This is a genomic window from Rhizobium hidalgonense, assembly GCF_002914525.1.
GTDB lineage: Bacteria > Pseudomonadota > Alphaproteobacteria > Rhizobiales > Rhizobiaceae > Rhizobium > Rhizobium hidalgonense.
In genome coordinates this window covers 140,885-164,890 of record NZ_LODW01000139.1, presented here as the reverse complement: position 1 = coordinate 164,890, position 24,006 = coordinate 140,885, and the positions used below count along the sequence as shown (strand labels likewise).

The 24,006-nt window shown below is 62.3% G+C and carries 19 protein-coding genes and 1 pseudogene; 15 read left to right on the top strand and 5 right to left on the bottom strand.

The window, feature by feature from the left end:
• Window positions 1–64: 64 nt before the first annotated feature.
• From ATY29_RS35800 to ATY29_RS35765, 8 genes are all read left to right on the top strand, one after another.
• Window positions 65–1,270, top strand: a complete 1,206-nt coding sequence (locus tag ATY29_RS35800; protein ID WP_003563484.1) for a glycosyltransferase family protein — start codon at window positions 65–67, stop codon at window positions 1,268–1,270.
• Between the two features lie 9 nt (window positions 1,271–1,279).
• Complete coding sequence (locus ATY29_RS35795; RefSeq protein WP_097534372.1) at window positions 1,280–2,527, top strand: glycosyltransferase family 4 protein; 1,248 nt, start codon at window positions 1,280–1,282, stop codon at window positions 2,525–2,527.
• Window positions 2,524–3,672 (top strand): glycosyltransferase family protein, encoded by a 1,149-nt coding sequence (locus ATY29_RS35790; RefSeq protein ID WP_003563488.1) that lies wholly within the window; start codon window positions 2,524–2,526, stop codon window positions 3,670–3,672. The genes ATY29_RS35795 and ATY29_RS35790 overlap by 4 nt, the downstream gene beginning before the upstream one ends.
• A 72-nt stretch (window positions 3,673–3,744) precedes the next feature.
• On the top strand, window positions 3,745–4,440 hold the full coding sequence (locus ATY29_RS35785; RefSeq protein ID WP_025419033.1) for a helix-turn-helix transcriptional regulator: 696 nt from the start codon (window positions 3,745–3,747) through the stop codon (window positions 4,438–4,440).
• 66 nt (window positions 4,441–4,506) lie between these two features.
• Window positions 4,507–4,881, top strand: a complete 375-nt coding sequence (locus ATY29_RS35780; RefSeq protein WP_025419034.1) for a VOC family protein — start codon at window positions 4,507–4,509, stop codon at window positions 4,879–4,881.
• Between the two features lie 3 nt (window positions 4,882–4,884).
• Entirely contained in the window at window positions 4,885–5,337 is a 453-nt protein-coding gene (locus ATY29_RS35775) for an EVE domain-containing protein (RefSeq protein ID WP_097534370.1), read from the top strand.
• A gap of 378 nt (window positions 5,338–5,715) precedes the next feature.
• Entirely contained in the window at window positions 5,716–8,430 is a 2,715-nt protein-coding gene (locus ATY29_RS35770; RefSeq protein WP_025419036.1) for an ABC transporter ATP-binding protein, read from the top strand.
• Window positions 8,431–8,528: 98 nt separating this feature from the next.
• Complete coding sequence (locus tag ATY29_RS35765) at window positions 8,529–8,996, top strand: cyclic nucleotide-binding domain-containing protein (RefSeq protein WP_003563501.1); 468 nt, start codon at window positions 8,529–8,531, stop codon at window positions 8,994–8,996.
• An 8-nt stretch (window positions 8,997–9,004) separates the two neighbouring features.
• Here ATY29_RS35765 and ATY29_RS38160 read toward each other — a convergent pair.
• Window positions 9,005–9,157: pseudogene (locus ATY29_RS38160) on the bottom strand (type II toxin-antitoxin system RelE/ParE family toxin); the annotation flags it as partial.
• A gap of 264 nt (window positions 9,158–9,421) precedes the next feature.
• The gene (locus ATY29_RS35755) at window positions 9,422–10,753 is read right to left on the bottom strand and encodes an MFS transporter (RefSeq protein WP_097534368.1); all 1,332 of its coding nucleotides are present in this window, start codon (window positions 10,751–10,753) and stop codon (window positions 9,422–9,424) included.
• 376 nt (window positions 10,754–11,129) lie between these two features.
• Between ATY29_RS35755 and cyoA the strand changes: the two genes are divergently transcribed.
• From cyoA to ATY29_RS35725, 6 genes are all read left to right on the top strand, one after another.
• Window positions 11,130–12,314, top strand: a complete 1,185-nt coding sequence (gene cyoA, locus ATY29_RS35750; protein ID WP_097534366.1) for a ubiquinol oxidase subunit II — start codon at window positions 11,130–11,132, stop codon at window positions 12,312–12,314.
• Between the two features lie 42 nt (window positions 12,315–12,356).
• Window positions 12,357–14,360 carry a cytochrome o ubiquinol oxidase subunit I gene (gene cyoB, locus ATY29_RS35745; RefSeq protein WP_097534364.1) on the top strand — a complete coding sequence of 668 codons (2,004 nt, stop codon included), beginning with the start codon at window positions 12,357–12,359 and terminating at the stop codon, window positions 14,358–14,360.
• Window positions 14,361–14,365: 5 nt separating this feature from the next.
• On the top strand, window positions 14,366–14,986 hold the full coding sequence (gene cyoC / locus ATY29_RS35740; RefSeq protein WP_097534362.1) for a cytochrome o ubiquinol oxidase subunit III: 621 nt from the start codon (window positions 14,366–14,368) through the stop codon (window positions 14,984–14,986).
• Window positions 14,983–15,384 carry a cytochrome o ubiquinol oxidase subunit IV gene (gene cyoD, locus ATY29_RS35735; RefSeq protein WP_097534359.1) on the top strand — a complete coding sequence of 134 codons (402 nt, stop codon included), beginning with the start codon at window positions 14,983–14,985 and terminating at the stop codon, window positions 15,382–15,384. The genes cyoC and cyoD overlap by 4 nt, the downstream gene beginning before the upstream one ends.
• Before the next feature lie 46 nt (window positions 15,385–15,430).
• On the top strand, window positions 15,431–16,186 hold the full coding sequence (locus ATY29_RS35730) for an SURF1 family protein (RefSeq protein WP_097534357.1): 756 nt from the start codon (window positions 15,431–15,433) through the stop codon (window positions 16,184–16,186).
• A 110-nt stretch (window positions 16,187–16,296) separates the two neighbouring features.
• The gene (locus ATY29_RS35725) at window positions 16,297–17,496 is read left to right on the top strand and encodes an acyltransferase family protein (protein WP_097534355.1); all 1,200 of its coding nucleotides are present in this window, start codon (window positions 16,297–16,299) and stop codon (window positions 17,494–17,496) included.
• Window positions 17,497–17,510: 14 nt separating this feature from the next.
• Here the strand turns inward: ATY29_RS35725 and ATY29_RS35720 are convergent, their stop codons facing one another.
• The 3 genes from ATY29_RS35720 to ATY29_RS35710 all read right to left on the bottom strand — a co-directional run bounded on the left by ATY29_RS35720 (window position 17,511) and on the right by ATY29_RS35710 (window position 21,835).
• The gene (locus tag ATY29_RS35720; protein WP_025419040.1) at window positions 17,511–19,439 is read right to left on the bottom strand and encodes a hybrid sensor histidine kinase/response regulator; all 1,929 of its coding nucleotides are present in this window, start codon (window positions 19,437–19,439) and stop codon (window positions 17,511–17,513) included.
• A 69-nt stretch (window positions 19,440–19,508) separates the two neighbouring features.
• Window positions 19,509–20,915, bottom strand: coding sequence for an FAD/NAD(P)-binding protein (locus ATY29_RS35715; protein ID WP_003563522.1), 1,407 nt, complete (start codon window positions 20,913–20,915; stop codon window positions 19,509–19,511).
• A gap of 302 nt (window positions 20,916–21,217) precedes the next feature.
• Window positions 21,218–21,835 carry a flavodoxin family protein gene (locus tag ATY29_RS35710; RefSeq protein ID WP_097534353.1) on the bottom strand — a complete coding sequence of 206 codons (618 nt, stop codon included), beginning with the start codon at window positions 21,833–21,835 and terminating at the stop codon, window positions 21,218–21,220.
• A gap of 277 nt (window positions 21,836–22,112) precedes the next feature.
• Between ATY29_RS35710 and ATY29_RS35705 the strand changes: the two genes are divergently transcribed.
• Window positions 22,113–23,921 (top strand): ABC transporter ATP-binding protein, encoded by a 1,809-nt coding sequence (locus tag ATY29_RS35705; protein ID WP_097534460.1) that lies wholly within the window; start codon window positions 22,113–22,115, stop codon window positions 23,919–23,921.
• Window positions 23,922–24,006 lie beyond the last annotated feature (85 nt).

Here is a 24,006-nt window from a genome sequence, read left to right as displayed (position 1 = left end):
CCGCCACGTGGCCTCCGGACGGTGGGGGTACTAACGCATGTTGTTCACCCCGGAGGGAACACCCATGGTGAGACGTCTCGAAGATGCGCGCATCCTCATGTACAGTCACGACACCTTCGGCCTCGGCCATCTCAGGCGCTGTCGCGCCATCGCCCATGCGCTGGTCGAGGATTATCGCGGCCTCAACATCCTGATCATTTCGGGCGCGACCATCGCCGGCGCCTTCGACTATCGCGCCCGCGTCGACTTCGTGAAGATCCCGAGCGTCATCAAGCTGCGCAACGGCGAATATACCTCGCTTGCCAGCCACATCGACCTGCACGAAACGCTGAAGATGCGCGAATCGAGCATCCGCCACACGGCCGAAACGTTCCAGCCGGATATTTTCATCGTCGACAAGGAGCCGATGGGGCTAAAGGGCGAGGTCGAGGATACGCTCGCCTATCTGAAGGCCCGCGGCACCGTACTGGTGCTCGGCCTGCGCGAAATCATGGACGCGCCGCATCTGCTCGAGGCCGAGTGGAAGAGGAACGGCATCATGCAGAAGATCGACCAATATTACGACAGCGTCTGGGTCTATGGCCCGCCTGATTTCTACGATCCGCTGATCGGTCTCGACGTGCCGGTGAGCCTGCGCCGGAAGATGGATTTCGTCGGCTTCCTGCAGCGCAGCGTCTCCAAGGGCAAGACCTCGATCAACGCCCGCAAGGATAATTACCTGCTGGTCACGACAGGCGGCGGCGGCGACGGCTCCGATCTCGTCCACGACGTGATGAACGCCTACGAGGCCGATCCGACGCTGACGCAGAAGGCGCTCGTCGTGCTCGGCCCCTATATGCCGGCCGCCGAGCGCGCCAAGCTGGTGCAGAAGGGCGAAGCCATTCCCTATATCGAAGTGATCGAGTTCGACAACCACATGGAAGAGTTGATCGACGGCGCCACCGGCGTCGTTGCCATGGGCGGCTACAACACCTATTGCGAGATCCTCTCCTTCGACAAGCCGGCCCTCATCGTGCCGCGCGTCAAGCCGCGCGAGGAACAGCTGCTGCGCGCCAAGCGCGCCAGCGAGCTCGGCCTCGTCGATATGCTGCAGCCGGAGCAATCAGCCGATCCCACCATCATGGCCGAGGCTCTGAAGCGCCTGCCCTTCCGCCTGCCGCCGTCGAAGAGCGGCAGCAATATGCATCTCGAAGGGCTGGACCACATCTCGCAGACAGTCGGGCGATGGATCGACGGCCGCGCCAGCCACCTTTCCCTCGTCGCGGAATAGGCCACAGCCTTGCCGCCACGCCGCAAGATCCTCGTCGTGCTGAAAGGCTATCCCCGCCTTTCGGAAACCTTCATCGCCCAGGAGTTGCTCGGTCTCGAAAAGGCCGGCTTCGACCTCACTTTGATTTCGATGCGCCGGCCAACCGACAAGAAACGCCATCCCGTGCATGACGAGATCAAGGCGCGCGTCGTCTACCTGCCGGAATATCTGCACGAGGAACCGATCCGCGTGCTGAAGGGACTGGTCGCCGGCTTCTCCAAACCCGGTTTCAAGGCGCTGATCAAACGTTTCCTCGCCGACCTCCCGCGCGACCTCTCGCGCAACCGCTTCCGCCGTCTCGGCCAGGCGCTGGTGCTGGGACGCGAATGGCCTGATGGCGGTGAATGGCTGCATGCCCATTTCATCCACACGCCAGCCTCGGTGGCGGAATATGCGAGCATCCTCACCGGCACACCCTGGACCTGTTCGGCGCATGCCAAGGACATCTGGACCTCGCCCGACTGGGAGCTGCAGGAAAAACTCGGCAGCGCCCGCTGGGCCGTCACCTGCACACGGACGGGCTATGAACACATGCGATCGCTGACATCCCGCAAGGACGCCGTGCACTTGAGCTACCACGGTCTCGATCTCGCCCGTTTCGGCCATTTTGCCGGGGAGCGTTCGGACCGCACCGGCAGCGACCCCGACGATCCCGCCGTCATCCTCAGCGTCGGCCGGGCCGTCGAGAAGAAGGGCTACGACGTGCTGCTGCGGGCACTGGCGCTGCTGCCCGCCGACCTCCATTGGCGCATGGACCATATCGGCGGCGGCGAGGCGCTGGCCAAACTGAAGGCGCTGGCCGCAGAGCTCGGCCTCTCCAACCGCATCGCCTGGAAGGGCGCCATGGCGCAGGAAGACGTGCTCGATCATTACCGCCGCGCCGACCTCTTCGCGCTTGCCTGCCGGATCGCCGCCAATGGCGACCGCGACGGCCTGCCGAACGTGCTTGTGGAAGCCTCGAGCCAGCGGCTCGTCTGCGTCTCCACGACGGTATCCGGCGTGCCGGAACTTTTGGAGGACGGCGAAAACGGCCTGGTCGTGCCGCCGGAGGATCCGGCGCTGCTTGCCAAAGCGCTGGAGACGGCGATCCGCGACCCGGCGCTGCGCAAGCGCCTTGGCGACGCCGCCGAAAGGCGGGTGCGCGCCGATTTCGACTATCACTCCAGCATCCGGCAGCTCACCGGCTTGTTCGAGGCCGAATGGCAGAAGGCGTCATGACGGCACCGCGTATCTTCTTCTACGTCCAGCATCTGCTCGGCATCGGCCATATCGCCCGTGCCAGCCGCATCGCCAATGCGCTCGCCAAGGACGGTTTCGACGTCACGGTCGTCACCGGCGGCCTGCCGGTGCCGGGTTTTCCCGGCGAAGGCGTGAAGACCGTCGCCCTGCCGCCGGTTGTCGCCAGCAATGCCGGTTTTTCCGGCCTCGCCGATGCCGATGGCCGCCCGGCCGGCGAGGATTTCCTCAATGCCCGCCGCGATCTGCTGCTTGACGCCTTCCGTGCCGCCAGGCCCGATGTCGTCATCATCGAAGCCTTCCCCTTCGGCCGGCGGCAGATGCGCTTCGAGCTGCTGCCCCTGCTGGCGGCGATCGACACGGCCGAACCGCGGCCGAAGCTTTTGAGCTCGGTGCGTGACATCCTCCAGGAAAACCGCAAGGCCGGCCGCGACGCGGAGACTGCAGCTCTGGTCAAGGACCATTTCGATGCGGTGCTCGTCCATGGCGACCCCGGCTTCATTAGGCTCGAGGACACCTTCCCGCTGACGTCAGAAATCGCCGACAGGCTGCGTTATACCGGCCTCGTGGCAGCGCCGCCGGCGCCGGAACCGGTTGAAACCTTCGATATTATCGCATCGGCCGGCGGCGGCGCGGTCGGCGCCGCGCTGATCGGCGCGGCGAAAGAGGCGGCGGCCCTGCTGCCGCGCAATCTTCGCTGGCTGCTGATATCAGGCCCGAACCTGCCGGAAGCCGATTTCGCTGCATTGTCGCGGGATGCGGCTGACAACGTGACGCTGGTGCGCTTCCGCAAGGATTTTCCCTCGCTGCTGCGCGGCGCCAAGGTCTCGATCTCGCAGGCGGGCTACAACACGGTCGGCGATCTGCTGCGCACCGAATGCCGGGCGATCCTCATCCCCTTCGTCGCCGGCGGCGAGACCGAGCAGACGGTGCGCGCCGAGCGGCTGCAGGCGCTGGATCTCGCCGACATCCTGCCGGAAACGGGACTGACGCCGGACCATGTGAAGGAAGCGGTCGAAAAAGCGCTCGCCGCGCCGCGCCGCGGGCCGGTCTCGCTCGATCTCGAAGGGGCTGAGAAAACCGCTGGCATCATTCGCTCGATGATTGCCGGCAATTCGAGGTTTTGAGGCAAGGCTCCGGCCCGTCCAAATCGCATCCTGCCACTATCTGGCAGCAGCAAGCCTGTATAAGTTTGCCGCATGTCCCGCTCCGAACGCCTCCTCGACCTTCTTCAGGTATTGCGCCGCCACCGCCGGCCGGTGAGCGGCGGCGTGCTGGCCGACGAGATCGGCGTCAGTATTCGCACGCTTTATCGGGATATCGCCAGCCTTCAGGCCCAGGGCGCGGCCATCGAGGGCGAACCGGGTGTCGGTTATATCCTGAAACCGGGATTTCTCCTGCCACCGCTGATGTTTCCGCCGGAGGAGATAGAAGCGCTCGTCCTCGGCTCGCGGTGGGTGGCGGACAGAGGGGACGATCCATTACGCGATGCGGCGCGAAATGCGCTGGCGCGGATCGCTGCCGTGCTACCGCCCGAACTGCGCGACGCGCTGGATGCATCCGCCCTTCTTGTGGGGCCGGGCGTCAAAATCCCTGTCGACTCGGTCGATCCAGCGCTACTGCGCAAGGCGATCCGCACCGAACGCAAGCTTTCCCTGTCCTATAGCGACGGAGCCGGCGTGGCGTCGGAGCGTTTGGTGTGGCCGTTCGCGCTTGCCTTTTTCGACCAGGTGCGCGTCCTCCTCGGATGGTGCGAACTCCGCCAGGATTTCCGCTCGTTCCGCACGGATCGAATCGTGCATGCGCAAGCGCTCGACGCGCGTTATCCCAAGCGCAGGCAGGCGCTGCTGAAACAGTGGCGGGAGATCCAGGGAATACCGCATCGAGACGTATGATACTGCCAGAATTTGGCAGTATCAGGTCATAAGTTTCTGCTGTCCAACGAACAACAGGAGACTTTTATGACCGCCAGCAACAGCATTCTTCTCTACGTAAACGACGCCCCGGCGAGCGCCCGCTTCTACACCAAGCTGCTCGGGAAGGAGCCCGTGGAAGCGAGCGAGACCTTCGCCATGTTCATTTTGCCATCCGGCCTCGGGCTCGGTCTCTGGGGCAAAGCGGGCGTGGAGCCCGCGCCGGCAGTCCCCGGCGGTGGCTGCGAAATAGGCTTTAAGGTCGCGACATCAAGCGAGATCGATGCGACCCACGCCGATTGGCAGGCCAAGGGCGCGAATATCGTCATGGCGCCGACCGATCTCGATTTCGGCCGAAGCTTCGTGGCCGCCGATCCGGATGGGCATCGCCTGCGTGTCTACTCCATGGCCGAGGAGGTTTGACCCATGGCCAAAGCCTGGATCGCCGTTGCTTCCGCAGCGCATGTCCGAATCGGCCGCCAAGCCGGCTTCATGCAGGTCTGTCACGGCAAGGCATCACCTCTGAGGCGAATCACGCCCGGGGATCGGGTGATCTACTACTCGCCCACCGTCGTCTTTGGCGGCAAGGACCGCTTGCAGGCTTTCACCGCGATCGGCGCGGCACGCGACGGCGAGCCCTACCAGGTGGAGATGGAAAGCGGTTTCAGGCCCTGGCGGCGGGATGTCGATTGGCGGGCTGCAGAGGAAACGCCGATCCGGCCCCTGCTTGATCGGCTGGCCTTCACACGGGTCGGCCCCAACTGGGGCTACCAGCTTCGCTTCGGCCTGTTCGGCATCAGCAATGAGGATGCCGATATGATCGCGGAAGCGATGAGCTGCTCCTCTGCAAACGCCATGCTGCGAAAGATCGCCGCTTGAGCGCGACCTCTCTTCAGATCTTCAACGACCGGCCCCCGGATTTTCTCCGGGGGTATGTTTTTGTTCGCTGCACCGATCTCCGCATGATTGCCGAGCCATCTGCTGCCGCATAATTCCGTAAATCGGAATCGATTTAAGGATAAAATTATGCAGCAATTCCAAGCGTTATGGTGTCCTTTGGCCGTCTTTTCAGACGCGCGGCGCTGTAATCCAAAATTCCTGTGATATAAGCAATATTCCGGCGAGAATCGGCACATCTGCAGCCGGTCCCTTCGCCTTGTTTTCATTGCGATATCGGCGGTCCGGCTGCATGGTCCTGTTCTCAGAATTGCTCCCCATCCCGGCCCCCGGAATTTCCCAGCACGCTGACGGTTAGCCATGGAAAAAAGCCTCGCCCGCTACATCTGGAAGAACACGCGGCTGCAGCAGCTGTGGATTCTGGCTGTCGTCGCCGCCTCGATGGTGCCCTACTTCCTGTCCTTCGACCTGCCGAAGCAGATCGTCAATGGACCGATTCAGGGCGACGGTTTCGAAGGTCCGGGCGCCAGGCAGACCTTCATGCACATCGCCTACGACATTCCGCTGATCGGACATGTCGAATTCTTTCAAGGCTTGCAGCTCAACCGCTTTCAGATGCTGATGGCCCTCAGCCTGGTGTTTCTGGCGCTGGTGGTACTGAACGGCCTCTTCAAGTTCTATATCAACACCTATAAGGGCCGGCTCGGCGAGCGCATGCTGCGCCGCATCCGCTTCGAACTGATCGACCGGGTGCTGCGTTTTCCGCCCATCCACTTCAAGCGGGTGAAATCGGCAGAGATCGCCACGATGATCAAGGACGAGGTGGAGCCGATGGGCGGCTTCACCGGCGATGCCTTCGTCTCGCCTGCCCTTCTCGGCGGCCAGGCGATCACGGCGCTCGCCTTCATCATCGTGCAGAATTTCTGGCTCGGCATGATCGCGGCCGGCATCGTTGGCGTCCAGGCCGTCGTCATTCCCCGCATGCGCAAGCGTCTGCTGGATCTCGGCCGTCAGCGCCAGCTGACGGCGCGCGAACTGTCCGGCCGCGTCGGCGAAATCGTCGACGGCATCGGCACGATCCACGGCAACGACACATCCAACCTCGAACGCGCCGACATCGCCTCGCGGCTCGGCCGGATCTTTTCCATCCGCTACGACCTCTACCAGTGGAAGTTCCTGGTAAAGTTCATCAACAACTTCCTCGCCCAGGTGACGCCTTTCCTATTCTACGCGATCGGCGGCTATCTGGCGCTGCAGGGCCGGCTCGACATCGGCCAGCTCGTCGCCGTCATCTCGGCCTATAAGGACCTGCCCGGACCGCTGAAGGAACTGATCGACTGGGACCAGATGCGCCAGGACGTGCAGGTGAAGTACCAGCAGGTCTACGAGCAGTTCAATGTCGAGCCGCTGATCGACAGCCGAATCCAGGAGCTGGCGACCGCCCCCGTCGGCGCGCTGACGAGCGCACTTGTCGTCACCAACCTCTCGCTCTCCGACGACAGCGGCGCCCGCCTCGTCGACCACGTCTCCGTCGAGATCAAGCCGAACGAGACGGTGGCGATCGTCGGCCCGAACGGCAGCGGCGCGGAAGCCTTCGCCGAAGCCCTCGGACGCATGGTCTGGCCGGATTCCGGCCGTATCACCATCGACGGCCGTGACCTCCTGGACTTGCCGGAATCCATCACCGGCCGGCGCATCTCCTATGCCTCGGCCGATACTTTCTTCTTCCATGGCACGCTCGCCAGCAATCTGCTTTACGGCCTCAAACACGCGCCGATGACGGATCCCGTCTACGACGAGAAGGAAGCGCTGGAGTATAAATGGCATTCCGTCGAGGCGGTGAAGGCCGGCAATCCAACGCTCGACCTCAACAGCGACTGGGTGGATTACAAGGCAGCCGGCGCCAGTGGGCCGGAGGACCTGCTGAAAGCCATCCGCCCGGTGCTCGACGCCGTGCTGATCTCGCAGGACATCCTTGATCTGGCGCTGCGCTCGAACGTCAACACCGAGGTGCATGTGGCGGTCAGCGACCATGTCGTGGCGCTGCGCGCCTCGCTCCGAGACCGGCTGCGTGACGAGGGTCTCGACGGTATCGTCGTGCCTTTCGATTTCGACGCCTATAACGCCCAGGCAACGGTCGGCGAAAACCTGCTCTTCGGCACGATGAAGCGGCCGCTGATGACCAATCGCCGGCTTGCTGCCCATCCCTATTTCCAGCAGCTGTTCCGCGAGACGGGCCTGAGCACCGATCTCTACGCCATGGGCCTCGAAATCGCCGAAAACGCCGTCGAACTCTTCCACGACCTGCCGCCGGACCATCCGTTCTTCCAGCAACTGACCTTCATGACGGCCGACGATATACCGACCTACCAGGCACTGCTGCAGAAGCTGCAAAGCCGCCGCTTCGAGGACGCCACGCCCGAGGAACGTTCGGCCATCATCCGCTTGAGTTTTGCCTATATCGAGCCGCGCCACCGCTTCGGTCTGCTGACCGACGAACTGATGGCCAAGATCGTCAGCGCCCGCAAGCAGTTCCACGAGCATATTCCGGCCGACCTCGCCGAGTTGATCGAGCGCTATGACGCCGAACGGTTCACCCCGTCGGCAAGCCTGATGGACAATGTGCTTTTCGGCCGCATCGCCTATCAACAGGCCGACGCCTCCGACCGCATCCGCGCCATCATGGGCGAGCTCTTCGATGCGCTCGATCTTTACGACGACGTGCTGGCGATCGGCCTCGAATTCGACGTCGGCTCCGGCGGCAAGCGGCTGACCATGGTGCAGCGGCAGAAGCTGAATCTTGCCCGCGCGCTGTTGAAACGCTCGGATTATTTCATCTTCAACCGACCGCTGTCGGCGCTCGACCAGCGCGTTCAGGATCAGATCACCCGCAACATCGTCGAAGACCTGCACGAAGAAGGCAAGCGCCCGTCGATCATCTGGGTACTCTCCAATGCGCGGCTCGCCGAGATGTTCGACCGAATCCTGCTCTTCGACCGCGGCGGCCTGGCCGAAGCCGGAAACTATCCGGAACTTTCCGAGAAAAACGGGATGTTCAAGGAACTGTTATCGTAATATTCTATAGGCGCGGCGATGGTAGGCGTTCCCGGGGGGACGCTCGGAATTGAAGGCGCCTGGTTCCAAGAACCCTGCGTCAGGGGATTGAAACGCTCATGCTGTTGAGAGACGAAGTGGAAATGCTGCGCCGGGTGCCGATCTTTTCAAGGATTGCGCCAGCCAAGCTCAAGCTTTTGGCCTTTACCTCCGACCGCATGACCTACAAGGCCGGACAGAATCTCTTCCATCAGGGCGATGTCGGCGATGCCGCCTATGTCATCCTCTCCGGCACCGCCGATATCATCGTTTCCTCGCCGGCCGGCGAGATCAAGGTCGCCGATGTCGAACTCAATTCCATCGTCGGCGAAATCGCCATCCTCTGCGACGTCTCGCGCACGGCAACGGTACGCGCCACCTCACCGCTCGAGGTGCTGCGCATCAGCAAGGAGCACTTCCTGAAGCTGCTCAGCGACTTTCCGGAGATGGCGGTGGAAATCATGCGGGTGCTCGCCGACCGCCTGAACCACACCACGGCGGAACTGACCGCGGCGCGGGCGGCAAAGCAGCCGCAGATGGCGCAGTAGAAACGCATTCAGCGTTTTGGCCGCCATTGCTGGGCGCCATGAAGAAAGCGCAATATTTCCACTCTCTGTGCTTTTCTGTCGATACGGTAGACCAGCAGAAATGCGGTACGCGGAACGACCAGTTCCCGCGTCCCATCGAGACGACCGCCGCGTCCTGCCTCGTCGGTCGGCCAATTGCGGATCTGGCGATCTGATGAGGGCGTGTAAGCGCTTTTCTTCACTTGCTCTCCGGGCTTACACGCTTCACGACTTCGCACCGACGGCCGCTCTCCCGTAACCTTTACGGGCGCCCAGGGTACGTGCCCTGCGAGAGGTGGGTAGGGAACGGAAACGGTGCGGCATATCCCTTCGCCCCGCGCGCGGGGAGAAGGTGCCGGCAGGCGGATGAGGGGCTCGCGTCGTGGACGCAGGCCCGCTTAATAAACCTACTCGCGCTGCTCCAACGCCTTGCTGAAGGCGAGTGCGGCCAGTGTGCAGATGGCGCCGGAGAGCAGGTAGTAGCCGACGAAGGTGAGGCCGAAGCGGCTGGAGAGGCTGAGCGCCACCAGCGGCGCAAAGCCGGCGCCGATCAGCCAGGCGAGATCCGAGGTGAAGGCGGCGCCGGTATAACGATAGCCGCGGCCGAAGCGCGACGAGATCGAGCCGGTCGCCTGGCCGAAGGACAGGCCGAGCACGCCGAAGCCGATGATGACGAAGGCGTCATGGCCGCTATTGCCGGAGGCGATCAGAATCGGGCCGACGAAGCTGAAGACGGCGATGATAACGGCGCAGATGGCAAGCTGGGCGCGCCGGCCGATACGGTCGGCGATCAGGCCCGAGGCGATGATGGTGAGGATGCCGACCGCGGCGCCGATCACCTGCACCACCATGAAGGCGCCGATCGGCTGGTTGCCGTAGAGACTCATCCAGCCGAGCGGGAAAATGGTGACGAGGTGGAACATGGCGAAACTGGCGAGCGGCACGAAGGCTCCGATCAGGATGTCGCGGCCATGAACGCGCAGCACGTCGAGGATCGGGGCGGCTTCCAGCTCGTGCTGTTCGAGCAGCGTGCCGAATTCCTTGGTCATCACCAGCCGCAAACGCGCAAACAGCGCCACGACGTTGATCGCGAAGGCAACGAAGAAGGGGTAACGCCAGCCCCAGGAAAGGAAATCCTCGCTGGAAAGATTGGCGACGAAATAACCGAACAGCGTGCTGGCCAGCGCAAAGCCGATCGGCGCGCCGAGCTGCGGGATCATCGCATACCAGCCGCGGTGATTGGCCGGCGCATTCAACGCCAGCAGCGAGGCAAGCCCATCCCAGGCACCGCCGAGCGCAAAACCCTGGCCGAGACGGAAGAGCGCCAGCAGCGCGATCGACCAGACGCCGATCTCCTCATATCCCGGCAGAAAGGCGATCGAGGCCGTCGAGCCGCCGAGCAGGAAAAGCGCGATCGTCAGCTTGGTGCCGCGCCCGTACATCCGGTCGATCGTCATGAAGACGACGGAGCCGACGGGGCGGGCGAGGAAGGCGAGCGAGAAAATGGCGAAGGAATAGAGCGTGCCCGTCAGCCTGTCGGGCGCGAAGGGGAAGACGAGCTGTGGAAAGACCAGGACGGAGGCGAGGCCGTAGACGAAGAAATCGAAGAATTCCGACATGCGGCCGATCACCACGCCGATGGCGATGCTGCCCGGCGAAACCGGCTTGTCGTCGTGAATGCGCCGCGCGTCGCGTTCAAGCGACGATGACGACGGTCCGTAATGCGATGTTGTTGCCATAAACGCCTCCTCGTTAAGGCGCTTCCGGCAAGGCGCCCCAAGCGTGATCTTGATCAAACCTGCAGGCTTATCAAGTCCGTAAGACTGAAATAGTTCATCATCGCGGCGCAAATGAGCGTGGAGGGGAAAAAATTGCGGGATCCGGACAGTGATTTTCCCCTGCAAATGCTGGCCTGGCCGGTTCTTGCGGATATATTGGACTGAACATGCGCTGGCGAAAAATCCTTCTGGATTCCGTCAGGATTTCAACGCTATAGGACACCCGGGTTTACGCCGCAGTGCGGCATGCTTGCTGCACTGCGACCAAAGGCCTCATGTCGCGATCCGGTTCAGTGCTTTAGTCGCGGAACAAACGAAACAACAAGAGCTTAGAGACGTGCCAAAACTCATGAAGTTTTCCCGCCTTCTATCCGTCTTGCCGCTGCTTTTCCTGGCAGGATGCAACATGGTGGTCATGGCGCCGTCCGGCGACATCGCCGTGCAACAGCGCGATCTCATCATCATCTCGACGGTGCTGATGCTTCTGATCATCATCCCGGTGATCTTCCTGACGCTGCTCTTTGCCTGGCGCTACCGCCACTCCAACACCGCCGCAACCTATGCCCCGGAATGGCACCATTCGACCCGCCTCGAAATCGTCATCTGGGCGGCACCCCTGGCGATTATCATCGCGCTCGGCGCCGTCACCTGGATTTCCACCCATAAGCTCGATCCCTACCGCCCGCTCGACCGCCTCGATGCCGAACGCACCATCCCGGCCGATACCAAGCCGCTGACCGTCGAAGTCGTGGCGCTCGACTGGAAGTGGCTGTTCTTCTATCCGGAACTCGGCATCGCCACCGTCAACGAGCTTGCTGCCCCGGTCGACATGCCGATCAATTTCAAGATCACCGCCTCCTCGGTGATGAACTCCTTCTATATCCCCGCCCTTGCCGGCCAGATCTACGCCATGCCGGGCATGGAGACCAAGCTGCACGCCGTCATCAACAAAGAGGGCGAGTATGAGGGCTTCTCCGCCAATTACAGCGGCTCGGGCTTCTCGCATATGCGCTTCAAGTTCCACGGCCTCGGCCGCGAAGGCTTCGACACCTGGGTGGCTCAGGTCAAGCAAAAGGGCACCATGCTCAACCGCGACGCCTATCTGAAGCTCGAAAAGCCGAGCGAGAAGGAGCCGGTGCGCTATTTCGCCGGCGCCGATGCCGATCTCTATGACGCCATCCTCAACATGTGCGCCACGCCGGGCAAGATGTGCATGAACGAGATGATGCACATCGACATGACGGGCGGCGGCGGCAAGGAAAGTGCCGAGAACCGCGACAAGCTGCAATATGACAACCGCCATGCCGACGAAGGCATCGTGGCGCCCGCCGCCACCGTGCCGGCAACGGGTGCTCCGGCGCGCAGCGAACCGGCCAAGTCAAGCGACGGCAACAGCATGCAGCACGATATGCCCGGCATGCAAAGCACGCCCGGCATGGACATGCAGCATGACGGCCATTCCATGCCCGGCATGACCAACGGCGCCGATCCTGCGCCGGCGCAGCTCAACGACAACAATTAACCTGGCGCTTTGCGTCGCAAGACATAATGAACGGGTTGTTCCATGTTTTCCAATCCTGACCTCCTGAAGTTCGTCTTCGGCCGGTTGACCCTCGATGCCATTCCCTATCACGAGCCGATCCTGGTCGTGACCTTCATCGGCGTCGTCATCGGCGCCATCGCGGTGCTCGGCCTCATCACCTATTTCAAGTTCTGGGGTCCGCTCTGGAACGACTGGATCTGCAGCGTCGATCACAAAAAGATCGGCATCATGTATGTGATCCTGGCCGTCATCATGCTGCTGCGCGGTTTCTCCGACGCGATCCTGATGCGCATCCAGCAGGCGATCGCCTTCAATGGTTCGGAGGGCTATCTGCCGCCGCACCATTACGACCAGGTCTTCACCGCCCACGGCGTCATCATGATCTTTTTCGTGGCGATGCCCTTCGTCACCGGCCTGATGAACTTCGTCGTGCCGCTGCAGATCGGCGCGCGCGACGTCTCCTTCCCCTTCCTCAACAATTTTTCCTTCTGGATGACCACGGCCGGCGCGATCATCATCATGTTGTCGCTGTTCATCGGCGAATTCGCCCAGACCGGCTGGCTCGCCTATCCGCCGCTGTCGGGCGCGGCCTACAGTCCGGGTGTCGGCGTCGACTATTATATCTGGGGCCTGCAGGTGGCCGGTGTCGGAACGACGCTTTCGGGCATCAACCTGATCGCCACCATCGTCAAGATGCGCGCGCCAGGCATGACCTTCATGAAGATGCCGGTCTTCACCTGGACGGCGCTGTGCACCAACGTGCTGATCGTCGCATCCTTCCCGATCCTGACGGCAACGCTCGCCCTGTTGTCGCTCGACCGCTATGCCGGAACGAACTTCTTCACCAACGACCTCGGCGGCAACCCGATGATGTACATCAACCTCATCTGGATCTGGGGTCATCCGGAGGTCTACATCCTGGTGCTGCCCGCCTTCGGCATCTTCTCCGAAGTCGTCGCCACCTTCTCCGGCAAGCGCCTGTTCGGCTACGCCTCGATGGTCTACGCCACTTGCGTGATCATGATCCTGTCCTACATCGTCTGGCTGCACCACTTTTTCACGATGGGCTCGGGTGCTTCCGTCAACTCCTTCTTCGGCATCACCACGATGATCATCTCGATCCCGACCGGGGCGAAGATCTTCAACTGGCTGTTCACCATGTATCGCGGCCGCATCCGCTACGAGGTGCCGATGCTGTGGACGGTCGGCTTCATGGTTACCTTCGTCATCGGCGGCATGACCGGCGTCATGCTTGCCGTGCCGCCGGCCGACTTCGTCCTGCACAATTCGCTGTTCCTCATCGCCCACTTCCATAACGTCATCATCGGCGGCGTTCTCTTCGGGATGTTCGCCGGCGTGAACTATTGGTTCCCGAAGGCCTTCGGCTTCAAGCTCGATCCCTTTTGGGGCAAGCTGAGCTTCTGGTTCTGGCAGATCGGCTTCTGGTTCGCCTTCATGCCGCTCTATGTGCTCGGCCTGATGGGTGTCACCCGCCGCATGAGCCAGTTCGAAGACCCGTCGCTGCAGATCTGGTTCATCATCGCCGCCTTCGGCGTCGGACTGATCGCGCTCGGCATCGTGGCCTTCCTGATCCAGATCGCCGTCAGCTTCATGAAGCGCGAGGAACTGCGTGACGATAGCGGCGACCCCTGGGACGGCCGCACGCTGGAATGGTCGACCGCCTCGCCGCCGCCGGATTACAACTTTGCCTTCACGCCGGTCGTGCACGACCATGACAGCTGGTACGATATGAAGAACCGCGGTTATGCCCGGCCGCTGGAAGGCTTCCGGCCGATCCATATGCCGAAGAACACCGGCACCGGCGCAATCCTCTCGGCCATCAGCGTCGCCCTCGCCTTCGGCCTGATCTGGTACATGTGGTGGCTGGTCGTCGTCTCCTTCGTCGGTCTGCTGGTCGTGGCGATCGGCCATACCTTCAACTACCGACGCGACTTCCACATCCCCGCCGAAGAGGTGACCGCAACGGAAGGCAAGCGCACCGCGCTGCTTGCCGAGCAGGTGTAAAGACCATGAGCGATCAGACCATCGACACGGCCGAAAAGCCTGAATTCTACCTGACGGAAGACCATCACCCAGAGAACAGCACCAATCTCGGTTTCTGGCTCTACCTGATGAGCGACTGCCTGATCTTCGCCGTGCTGTTTGCCACGCACGGCGTGCTCGGTCGCAACTATGCGGCCGGTCCGTCGCCGGCCGATCTCTTCGATCTGCCGATCGTCGCCCTCAACACCTCAATGCTGCTGTTCTCCTCGATCACCTATGGCTTCGCCATGTTGCAGATGGAGCGCAATGCCAAGGCGGAAACGCTGTTCTGGCTCACCGTCACCGGCCTGTTCGGCGCAGCCTTCATCGGGCTCGAGCTCTACGAGTTCATCCACCTGATCCATGAGGGCGCCGGGCCGACGCGCAGCGCCTTCCTTTCCTCCTTCTTCACGCTGGTCGGCACGCACGGCCTGCACGTCACCTTCGGCATCATCTGGCTGATCACGCTGATGGTGCAGGTGTCGATGCACGGGCTGGTCGAGGCCAACCGCCGCCGTCTGATGTGCCTTTCGATGTTCTGGCACTTCCTCGACGTCGTCTGGATCGGCGTCTTTTCCTTCGTCTATCTGCTCGGAGTACTCGGATGAGTTCGCAAGCACCCGCACATGAGGATGCCCACGAGGCCCATCACGGCCACAGCCACGGTCACCAGGCCGGCCATGGCACGTTCAAGAGTTATATGACGGGCTTTGCGCTCTCCGTCGTCCTGACCGCCATTCCGTTCTGGCTCGTCATGGCAGGCGTGTTCGCCAGCCCGCTGGTGACGGCGGTGCTGGTGATGGGCATCGGCGCCATCCAGATCGTCGTCCATATGGTCTTCTTCCTGCACATGAACCCGCGCAGTGAGGGCGGCTGGACGATGATGGCGCTGATCTTCACCATCATCATCGTCGCCATCGCTCTCTCCGGGTCTCTCTGGGTCATGCATCATCTCAACACCAACATGATGCCGATGAGCCCCGAGATGATGAAGAACATGCCGTGATGGTCACGGGGCGCCGGCGGCAGCGCCGGCGGCATCGGTTCAGCCCATGAGCGTGGCTCCGGACAAATCGGCAAGACGGCCCTCTCGGGCAAAACGCGCGTTCTTCTGCGTCTGCCTGGCGCTGCTTGCCGCAATCCTCGCAGCGCTCGGCACCTGGCAGGTGCAGCGGCTCGCCTGGAAGAGCGGCCTCATCGCCCGCGTCGACCAGCGTGTGCATGCGCCACCGGTTCCGGCGCCGGCGCAGGCCGATTGGGGCAAGGTCAATGCCGCCGACGACGAATATCGGCGGGTGAGTGCGACCGGAGCTCTGGCAAACGACAAGGAGACGCTGGTCTATGCGTCGACGGCGCTCGGTCCGGGTTATTGGGTAATGACGCCGCTAACACTCGCCGACGGCACGGCCATTCTCGTCAATCGCGGCTTCGTGCCGATCGATAGACGCGATCCGGCGACGCGCCGCGGGGGCGAATTGTCAGGCCCCGTCGAGATCACCGGCCTCATACGGATGACCGAGCCGAAGGGATCGCTGCTGCAAGCCAACGACGCTGCCGCCGACCGCTGGTATTCGCGCGATGTCGCGGCGATCGCGCAAAAGCGTGGCGTCGCTGCGATCGCGCCCTATTTCATCGATGCCGGCGCCTCGGCCAATCCGGGCGGCTTGCCTGTCGGCGGTCTGACGATCATCCATTTCCCCAACAACCATCTCGTCTATGCGATCACCTGGTATGGGTTGGCGGCGATGGCGCTCGCCTTGCTGCTGTTCATCCTTCGCGGCGAGATGGGAAGAGGCCGCCGGGCTTAATCCGGGTGCGGCAAGCGGTTGCGCCAAGCGGCTCGAGCGCAACCGGATTAAGATCGTGTAAAGCGATGTCCGATACTTCTTATCGGAACGGAATTTTACAAAAGCTGCACATGAACCGGCCGGATTACATTCCCAGTCTCGATGGCCTGCGCGGTATCGCCGCCCTGCTGGTCGTGCAGGCGCATGTCGGACTTATCTTTCCAGGGGCATCCGCGCTTTTGACGACCATGGGCAGCGAAGCCGTCGGCTTGTTTTTTGCCCTCAGCGGCTTTCTGATGGCCCATCTCTACGGCGCGCGGCCGGTGACCCGAGAAAACGTCCTGGATTTTCTGGTGAGCCGATTTGCCCGCATCTATCCGGTTTATCTGGCTGCCGTTCTGCTCGTGGCGATGCTGTCCGGCATACAAAATCTGGGCTTCGTTCAGCCGATCATCGGCGGCACCGATTTTGTGCGCCATGTCTTTCTTCTGGGCTCAAGTGGCGTTTTCTGGTCAATTCCACCTGAAATTCAATTCTATCTGCTCTTCCCGATCCTGTGGCTTTGCCTAGCCCGCCCGCAACGCTACAGCGGGGTGATCGCCGGCTTCGCAGTGGTCGTCGTCGTCGATGGTCTGCTTGAATTGCCTGGGCCTGGAATCATGCTCTTGTCCAAGCTCCCCTATTTTCTTTTCGGCGCACTTGCCGGGAAGATGCATTCCTGCTGGGATCGATGGACGCCATCCCCTCTCACCGGAACTTTCACGCTCTTCCTGCTGGCGGTGTTCTTCACTTACCGGCATCTCGTGCCTGGTTTTTCCCCTGAATTCTGGAGCCTGCAAAGCGCCGTCGCCGCAGCCGTCATTGTCGCGCTGGTTGCTCGGCAGCCTCCGATCGCAGCCTATGTCCTGGCGGCTGCGCCTGCGAGGTTTCTCGGGACGATCAGCTTCTCGCTCTATCTTTTCCACGTGCCGATAATGTTCCTGGTGCATCGGACTTTTGAAACTCTGATGCCGGAATCGGCCGTGATCGCGGTCGCGCTTGTCGTTGCAGTGGGGGGAGCATGGTTCCTTCATGAAACGATAGAAGTTCCGAGCCGACGCCTGCTCGTTACCTTGTGGCAGCATCACCGGTGGCGAGTCACCGCACGCGAAACTCCGGCTGAGCGGATGGAACGGGCGATCCTTGACTTGCAAGAGACCGAAAAACGCCTCCTCAGCGGTGCATCGTCAGCCACGGCGAGTGAACAACAAGTCTTGACGCCGAGCGAACTCCGCGGGGGAACCGACCGCGACGTCATCCAGGATAGTGGCGATGATAAGCGTCGCGCATAGCCGCTCCGCGCCCTTTAAGAAGCGACCCGGCTGATCGCATCGGCGAGCTGCGCCTGCGAGAAGGGCTTGCCGAGGCGGGGCAGATTGGCAATGCGGGTGCCCTCGGGGAGCTCGGCGTAACCGGTTGCGAGAATGATCGGCATCTCGGGCCACTCCTCGCGGATCACCTCGGCGAGCTCGGCGCCCGTCATGCGCGGCATGGCGTGGTCGCAAATGACCAGATCGACCGGCTGCCTGCGCAGGATCTCCAGCGCTTCGGGACCTGCCATCGCCTCGAACACGGTGTGACCGAGATCCTCCAGCATCAGCGTCGTATTCATCAGCACCAGACCATCGTCATCGACGGCGACGATACGCAGCCCGCGCGGCGTATTTTCCGCGCGTTGCGGCGGGTTTGCTGTGACCTCGGCTACCTGCTCGACAGTGACGACCGGGAACCACAATTCAGCTGTCGTGCCTTCGCCGAGGCGGCTTTTCAACATGAGGCGGCCGCCGGACTGGGAGGCAAGACCCTGCACCATGGAAAGGCCGAGACCGGTGCCCTTGCCAACACCCTTGGTGGTGAAGAACGGGGTCACTGCCTGCTCCATCGTCTTTGCATCCATGCCCTCGCCTTCATCGATCACCGCGATACGGACATACCGGCCAGACCGCAGCGGACCCTTGCCTGACGGCACCGATTCCTCGGAGGCGCGAAGCACGATCCGGCCGCCGGATGGCATGGCGTCGCGGGCGTTGACGACGAGATTCAGGATCGCCATCTCCAGCTGGTTGGGATCGGTAAGGATCGTCGGCAGCCGGATGGGGAACGAGGTCTCGATCCTGGTCAGGGGCCCGAGCGAACGGCTGAGCATATCCATCATGCCGCGCATCAGGCCGGAGACGTCGATCGGCTCCATATGCAGTTCCTGCCGGCGGGAAAAGGCCAGCATGCGCTGCGTCAACGCAGCACCCCGCTGCGCACCCTGCATGGCATTGTCGACCAGCGATGTCAGCGATAGATCCTGCGGCATCCGTTTCTTCAGGATTTCGAGACTGCCGAGCACGGCCATCAGCAGATTGTTGAAGTCATGGGCGATACCGCCGGTCAACTGACCGATCGCTTCCATCTTCTGCGACTGGAAGAGCTCTTCGCGCGCCTGCTCCAATGCCCGCTGGGTCTCCATCTTTTCGGTGATATCGCGGGTGATCTTGGCAAAACCGAGCACCTCGCCGTCATCGCCGCGGATGACGTCGATGACGACGCTGGCCCAGAAACGCGTGCCGTCCTTGCGCACGCGCCAGCCTTCCCTCTCGAACCGGCCTTCGGTACGGGCGATCCTGAGCGCGGTTTGCGGAATACCGGCTTCGCGGTCCTCGGGAGTATAGAAGGTCGAGAAATGCCGGCCGATGATTTCTTTAGGCCTATAGCCTTTGATGCGCTCGGCGCCGAAATTCCAGCTGCTGACATTGCCTTCGGGATCGAGCATGTAGATCGCATAGTCCGAGACGCCCTGGACGAGCCGGCGGAACTGTTCCTCGCTCTGGCGGATCGCGTTTTCGGCGGCCCTGCGTTCAGTCAGATCGCGGGTGATCTTGGCAAAACCGATGAGTTCACCGGAGGGACGGCGGATCGGATCGATGATCACATGGGCCCAGAAGCGGCTGCCATCCTTGCGCTTACGCCAGCCCTCGCCTTCGAATCGGCCTTGCTCTTTCGCCGTGGTGAGCGCGCGCTCCGGAATTCCCGCGGCGCGGTCCTCATCCAGATAGAACCGCGAAAAATGCTCGCCGAGAATTTCGGAAGGCTTGTAACCTTTGAAACGCTGAGCCCCGGTATTCCAGCTGGTGATGATGCCTTCGGGGCTGAGCATATAGATGGCGTAGTCGGTGATGGCATCGACCAGTAAGCGAAATCGTCCCTCCTCGTTAAGAGACGTATCATTTCTATTCAATGCTTCCATCGGCCCCTCAGAGTCACCAGCGCTTTATAACGCGGCGGCGGGCGGATGGTTCCGAACCAGCCTCGTTTTTCAGACGGCTTTCACCTGCGGATAGAACCGCTCGCCGACCCGTTCGGCAGCGGCATAGGCCTGCGAGACGATTTCCGGCACGAGATCGATATCGGGCAGGCTGCCAAGGCCGAGCGGACCGACGGCAAAAAGCCCTGCGACCGCCGCGCCGTCCTCGAGGAAAGGCTCTCCGCGCGCATTGACCGCCAGCCCGAGGGAGAGTTCGTCCGGCATGGCGAGACCGGCGGAAAACAGGCTCTGGATCAGCGGTGCCGAAAGATCCGGCGCCTGACAGCGGCAATCGATGATGCGCTCGGCATGGATGATCTCCTCGGTAGAGGAACCGGCCGGCGTGAAAAACAGGCCGCTCAGGCCCCGGCGGCCGGCATGCCCGCGGCGCAACACCGTGCGGCCTTCGGCAAGCTCGCGTTTCAGCCGCAGATGCATGGCCTCCGGCAGGCGGTTGCGATGGCTGTCGTAGATTGCCCTCAAATGCCGGTTGAACTGGTGTTTGTCGCGCGCCGGCAGCGAGCGCCAGAGCGAGCGGGCATGTTTCCTCAGTCCGTTCATCACCGATTGCCAGCTTCGGCCCTCTTCCTCCGCCTCGCGACAGGCCTGGCGGATGAAGCGCACGATGTCGGGCAGGCTCTCGGGCAGCGCTTCGGCCGGAAACACCGGATCGGCCGAATTCGGCGTATGGCTTTGAGGCAGGAAGCCGCGCCGGGAAATGATCGTCACCTGGCCGGCATAACCGCAATCGCGCAGCTGCAGCAACTGGTCGACGACGCGGATGCCGCTGCCGAGCAGCACCGCATGCGGCCTTGCCACCAGGCGCTGGGCCCTGACCGGCGAAACCTCCCGCTTACCGGTATCCTGATCGCCGAGGCCGTAGCCGGTGGCAAGGATTACCGTATCGAACAGCGGGTTGGCGGGATTGGCGCTTTCGAGCAGGTAGCGGTTGCCGTGGCTCCGGCGGATCGCGACGACGGGATCGTTGCAGACCTGAACGGTAATGTCGCGGCGGGCGGCAAGCGCTTCGGAAAAGCGCTGGTAGACATAATCGCTGAAGATTTCCTTCGGCACGAAGATCTGCCGGAAACCCGGGATGGCGGCGGGTACCGCGGCGCGAAAGGCTGTATTGCTACAGAGCCAGTCGTTGAAATCGTCATTGTCGCCGACCGCGACCGAGAGATCGCGCACGCGGGTGTTGAGGATCGTCGAGGCGCGGGCGGAGGCCAGCGCCTGCCCGCCGCTGACCGACGAATTGGGGTCGAACAGCTGCAGATGGAAGGGCGCGCGCACCGTCTTCATCAGCGCGATCGCCGTCATCATGCCGGAAAAGCCGCGGCCGACGATCGCAATGCGCGGCACGGCGGATATCTGCGCCGCCGCATTGGCTCTGGCGGAAAAAAGTCCCTGAACCGTCATCGCAACTCCTTTGCGGCTTCATCCGCACTGTGTGTCGATCGAGGTTTCAACGCATAAAAAAGGCAGATCATGCGTTGATGAGGTTCACACGGCCATTCACGAACATCTGCCGCAGCATCGAGGTCCGAGCCGGAGGCCTCGAAAGTGCACGAGCGGAGCAATCACGCTCATCCGATAGTCTATTAAACTAGTCGTGTATGAAAGCGCTAAACGGCGCCCATGGCAAGAGCTTTATTGTCATGCCGATTCAAGCTATTGAAAGATAATATGATTTTGAAGCGTCAAGGGCGTGTGTTCGGGCGTCAGCCACCCTCGCCCGGATATTGCTCCGCCTTCAGCAAGCCCGCCAGATGTGCCGTATTGCGGGCCAGCATGTCGACGGCTTTCGTCACGACCTTCGGCACCTTGTCGATATCGACGAAATTGGTGGAGCCCATCGCCTCGCCGACCCAGTAGGCGACGGCATTGGCCGGAATGGTGAAACCGACGTCGTTCAGCGCCTGGTAGAGCTCGGCCGACACATGATGGGCGCCGTCCTCGTTGCCGACGACGGCAACGGCCGCGACCCTGCCATATGAGATCATGCGGCCCTGATCGTCCGTCTCGTCGAGAAAGGCATCCATCCGTTCCAGCACCCGCTTGCAGACACTGGAAGGCTGGCCGAGCCAGATCGGCGTCGCCATGATCAAGATATCGGCGGCGAGCAGCTTGGCGCGAATTTCAGGCCAGTCATCGCCGGCGCCTTCGTCCGATGTGACGCCTGGCTTGACGTTGAAATCGGCAAGCCGGAGCACCTCCGTCTTGACGTCATAGGCCGACAGCGCCTTGTCGATAAGACCGATCATCCGGTCGGTCGAAGACGGCTCCTTGGCATCACTGGTCTTCAGTGTTGCATTGAGAGCGAGGGCTTTCAGCGGCATGGATCTCTCTCCGGTGATGGTTGCCTCAAGGGTTCGCCTGCTGCAACCCACCCGCGCGCCGATTGTTCCCAAGGGGATGCGAGAGGACCTCACGTAAAAATAACCAGTTGGTGAATTGTTTACTTGAACCCCCGGGCGGAATCGGCAAAAGTGACGGTGCTATCAATCCCTTCATGGATTTGCCGTCTTTTCGGGCCAGCGTCCGAGCACCACATCTATTGGAAAAAATACCGTGAGCAGCGATGCGTTAATACGCGCGACGAAGCCTTCGGCTTCGATGGCGCTTGCAACTGCGGCAGGCTGGGGCCGAGGCCTCTACACCTTGGTGCGCATCACCATGATGGCCTTCCGCCACCCTTGGCAATCGGGCTTTGCGATCGGCGCCACGCTTGTCGCTTCCACCTTCCAGCTGATGATCCCCCGCCTTCTCGGCCAGGCGGTCGACCACACGCAGATGGCGATGAGCGGCGGGGCTGCAGGCCAGGCGGCCCAGGACGCGCTTTTGACCACGGCGCTGCTGCTGCTCGGCGCGGCGGTGCTGCGCGGCCTGTTCACCATGGTGCAGAACTATTACAGCGAAGCCGTCGGCCATCACATCGGCTACGAATTGCGGCTGGCCTGCTACGAGAAGATCCAGCGCCTCTCCTTCAGCTTTCACGACACGGTGCATTCCGGCGACCTGATCACCATCGGCCTGCTCGATCTCGAAGGCGTGCGCATGTATTTTTCGACGGCGCTGGTCCGGATGATCCTGCTGTCGATCCTGATCGGCATCGGCGCCTATATGCTGCTGTCGACCGATGTCGTGCTCGGGCTTCTGGCGCTCTCCTTCGTGCCCTTCGTCGGTTGGCGCTCCTCGGTGACGCAGCTCAAGCTGCGCGCCACCTGGCTCGACCTGCAGGAGCGGCTGTCGGTGCTGACCCGCATCATGGAGGAAAATCTCGGCGGCATCCGCGTCGTGCGCGCCTTTGCCGCACAGGACCACGAAATGTCGAAATTCGAGGCGGCCTCGAAAAACGCACTGGCGCTCGCCCATCAGCGCGTCGGCATCCGTGTGACCAATACCAGCGCCATGACCTTCTCCTTCTTCGCAGCCATGGGCCTGGTGCTCTTCGTCGGCGGCGGCAAGGTCATGTCGGGCGAAATCACCGTCGGCACGCTCGCCTCCTTCCTGACCTTCATGACCATTTTGCAGATGCCGGTGCGCCAGCTCGGCCTGATGGTCAATGCCTTCGCCCGCGCTTCCACCTGCGGCTCACGCCTCTTCAACCTGCTCGACCTCGACATCGCGATCAAGGATGCGCCGGATGCGCGCGACCTGAACACTACCGACGGCGTGCTGCGCTTCGAGAATGTCAGCTTCGCCTATCCCGGTGCGGAAAAGCGCACCGTGCTCCACGATGTCTCCTTCGAAGCCAGGCGCGGCCAGACAATCGGTATCGTCGGGCCTCCCGGCAGCGGCAAGTCGACGATCGCCCATCTCATTCCCCGCTTCTACGATGTCAGCGGCGGCAAGATCACGCTCGACGGCCAGGACATCCGCAAGGCAACGCTGCAATCGCTGCGCCGGGCGATTGCCGTCGTCCAGCAGGATTCCTTCCTGTTCACGACGACGATCGAAAACAACATCGCCTATGGCGACCCCTGGGCAAAGGAAGGCCGCATCGAACGCGCCAGCGAAAGCGCCCAGCTGCACAATTACGTGCTCGGCCTGCCCACAGGCTACGATACCGTCGTCGGCGAGCGCGGCGTTTCGCTGTCCGGCGGCCAGCGGCAGCGTCTTTCGATCGCCCGCGCGCTGATGCTGAAGCCGGCGGTGATGGTGTTCGACGATTCGACGGCGGCAATCGACGCCGCCACCGAACAGCGTATCCGCAGCGCCATGCGCCGCTATGCCGCCGACCGCGTGACTATCATCGTCGCCCATCGCCTGAGCTCGCTGATGCATGCCGACCAGATCCTGTTCGTCGAAGACGGAAAGATCGTCGAACGCGGAACGCATGCGGCGCTGCTGGCGCTCGGCGGACGTTACAAGGCGCTCTACGAGCTGCAGGTCCGGCCGGGCGACGAGGTGTTGAGCGCGTAATGAGATCACCCCTTCTCCCCAGCGGAGAGAAGGGGACGAGCAATGAACGTGCAGGCCACCTGCTGGGATGGCCGCGGGAGGAATA

Bases quoted from the DNA above. Each gene is read 5' to 3' on its own strand.
- ATY29_RS35800 (WP_003563484.1), top strand. From the start codon at position 65: ATGGTGAGACGTCTCGAAGATGCGCGCATCCTCATGTACAGTCACGAC.
- ATY29_RS35790 (WP_003563488.1), top strand. From the start codon at position 2,524: ATGACGGCACCGCGTATCTTCTTCTACGTCCAGCATCTGCTCGGCATC.
- ATY29_RS35785 (WP_025419033.1), top strand. From the start codon at position 3,745: ATGTCCCGCTCCGAACGCCTCCTCGACCTTCTTCAGGTATTGCGCCGC.
- ATY29_RS35780 (WP_025419034.1), top strand. From the start codon at position 4,507: ATGACCGCCAGCAACAGCATTCTTCTCTACGTAAACGACGCCCCGGCG.
- ATY29_RS35775 (WP_097534370.1), top strand. From the start codon at position 4,885: ATGGCCAAAGCCTGGATCGCCGTTGCTTCCGCAGCGCATGTCCGAATC.
- ATY29_RS35770 (WP_025419036.1), top strand. From the start codon at position 5,716: ATGGAAAAAAGCCTCGCCCGCTACATCTGGAAGAACACGCGGCTGCAG.
- ATY29_RS35765 (WP_003563501.1), top strand. From the start codon at position 8,529: ATGCTGTTGAGAGACGAAGTGGAAATGCTGCGCCGGGTGCCGATCTTT.
- ATY29_RS35755 (WP_097534368.1), bottom strand. From the start codon at position 10,753: ATGGCAACAACATCGCATTACGGACCGTCGTCATCGTCGCTTGAACGC.
- cyoB (WP_097534364.1), top strand. From the start codon at position 12,357: ATGTTTTCCAATCCTGACCTCCTGAAGTTCGTCTTCGGCCGGTTGACC.
- cyoC (WP_097534362.1), top strand. From the start codon at position 14,366: ATGAGCGATCAGACCATCGACACGGCCGAAAAGCCTGAATTCTACCTG.
- cyoD (WP_097534359.1), top strand. From the start codon at position 14,983: ATGAGTTCGCAAGCACCCGCACATGAGGATGCCCACGAGGCCCATCAC.
- ATY29_RS35730 (WP_097534357.1), top strand. From the start codon at position 15,431: ATGAGCGTGGCTCCGGACAAATCGGCAAGACGGCCCTCTCGGGCAAAA.
- ATY29_RS35725 (WP_097534355.1), top strand. From the start codon at position 16,297: ATGAACCGGCCGGATTACATTCCCAGTCTCGATGGCCTGCGCGGTATC.
- ATY29_RS35720 (WP_025419040.1), bottom strand. From the start codon at position 19,439: ATGGAAGCATTGAATAGAAATGATACGTCTCTTAACGAGGAGGGACGA.
- ATY29_RS35715 (WP_003563522.1), bottom strand. From the start codon at position 20,915: ATGACGGTTCAGGGACTTTTTTCCGCCAGAGCCAATGCGGCGGCGCAG.
- ATY29_RS35710 (WP_097534353.1), bottom strand. From the start codon at position 21,835: ATGCCGCTGAAAGCCCTCGCTCTCAATGCAACACTGAAGACCAGTGAT.
- ATY29_RS35705 (WP_097534460.1), top strand. From the start codon at position 22,113: ATGGCGCTTGCAACTGCGGCAGGCTGGGGCCGAGGCCTCTACACCTTG.